A 1,499-nucleotide genomic window follows, 5' to 3' on the forward strand; every position below is an offset into this window, starting at 1 on the left:
CCCCCACGACGGCGACCGCACCGGGCCCGGCCCCGTTACCGGAACGGCTGCACGCACTGCGCGGCGCCGAGTGGCGTCAGACCAGGGCCGCGCCCCACTGCCGGGCCCGCTCCAACTCGCCTTCGCGCAGGGGTCCTTCGCCGTCCTCGACGATGAACCCGGTCGGTTCGGCAGCCAGCTCGTAGTGCAGGTGCGACAGCCGATGGGCGATGCCCTTGGCCGCCCCGCCGCTGCCGCGGGCGTCCCCACGGGTGTCGAAGGCCGCGGCCCGGTGCCCGGTGTCCGTCCGGGGCAGCGAGTGGAACCAGGTGCGCAGGCCCACCCCGACGTCCTCGGCGGGGTGCGGGTCCTCGTCCTTCGCGGACTTCCCGGCCGCGGCCACCGCCATCCGGCGGCTGAGCCCGGAGGACATCCCGCGCATGTGCGTCGGTCCGCCGACCACGAGCAGGTCGGCCGACGCGGTCAGCTCGGGACCTGCCTCCGCGGCCGGGACGCACTGCACCGCGGCGTCCGGACGGGCCCGGCGGCATCCCTCCGCAACGGCCTCGGCGACCTGGCGGGTGTTGCCGTAGATGCTCTCGTACACGATGACGGCCTGCATGGTCCTCACCACCCTCCACCTGCCATCGTCCGCGCCCGCCCTGCGTCGCAGTAGGGGCGATCGTCCCCTTCCGGGTGGTCCTGCGGCCCTGCCCGGCCCGGGCTCCACGACCCGCGGGCCGCCGGTGCGGGGAAGCCCCGGCCACGGGCGACAAGGTGCCCGGCGGCGGCCGCGCGAGGGGAGTGCGTGCACCCGGATCGAGCGCGAGCGGCGCTTCCTGCCGGCCGAGCCTCCGAGCCCGTCGTCAGGACCAGCCCTGAGCCGGGCGCGACCAGCCCGCGACGGCGAGCCGGGGGCAGTGGCGCACCATCGCCGCGATGACCTCGTCCGTGCCGACCGGCAGGGTGTTGGCCGAGATGTTCGCGGGCCCGTAGCCGATGCCGCGGTTGGCCGCGGCGCTCATCCGTACGATCCTCGGCGCCCGGGCGACGTACCCGGCGGGGTCGTGCAGCACCAGCTCGATGAAGAGCTGGCCGGTCACCTGCCGGAGCCGCACGGCGGCGATCTCGTCCCAGGCGATCCGTCCGAGCTGCACGTGCTCCAGACCGGCCTCGTCCAGCACCAGTTCCGGCCCGCCCCGGACGATCCGGACGGCGAGCAGCACGCCGCAGAGGCCGAAGAAGAACACCGCGATTGCGCCCACGACGACATGGAGCGCGGAGCCGCCGTTCACCAGGAACAGCACGCCCAGGACCACGAACCCGACGGACCCGAGCAGCATCAGGAGGGCCCGGCGCCGGGCGGAGTGGTACACGGTCGGCGGGGGCGGGACCCGGTTCTCGTCGTTCACGCGGCACAAGGTACTCCCGGCGCCGCCGGCCCGGTCGGGGGGGGGGGGGGCCCGCCCCCCCCCCCCCCCGCCCCCCCCCCCCCCCGGGGGCGGCAACGCCACCACGGC

2 protein-coding genes are annotated in these 1,499 nt (G+C 76.2%); both read right to left on the bottom strand.

Going from position 1 to position 1,499, the window contains the following annotated elements:
• Nucleotides 1–76: 76 nt before the first annotated feature.
• On the bottom strand, nucleotides 77–601 hold the full coding sequence (locus tag ACFV0G_RS39270) for a flavodoxin family protein (protein WP_380558690.1): 525 nt from the start codon (nucleotides 599–601) through the stop codon (nucleotides 77–79).
• 244 nt (nucleotides 602–845) lie between these two features.
• Nucleotides 846–1,391: an STM3941 family protein gene (locus ACFV0G_RS39275; RefSeq protein ID WP_380558687.1), complete on the bottom strand. Its 546-nt coding sequence runs from the start codon at nucleotides 1,389–1,391 to the stop codon at nucleotides 846–848.
• Between the last annotated feature and the right edge of the window lie 108 nt (nucleotides 1,392–1,499).

The sequence above is a fragment of the Kitasatospora sp. NPDC059571 genome (assembly GCF_042735675.1).
GTDB lineage: Bacteria > Actinomycetota > Actinomycetes > Streptomycetales > Streptomycetaceae > Kitasatospora.

Excerpts from the sequence above, each read along its gene's own strand:
- ACFV0G_RS39270 (WP_380558690.1), bottom strand. The coding sequence starts at position 601 with ATGCAGGCCGTCATCGTGTACGAGAGCATCTACGGCAACACCCGCCAG.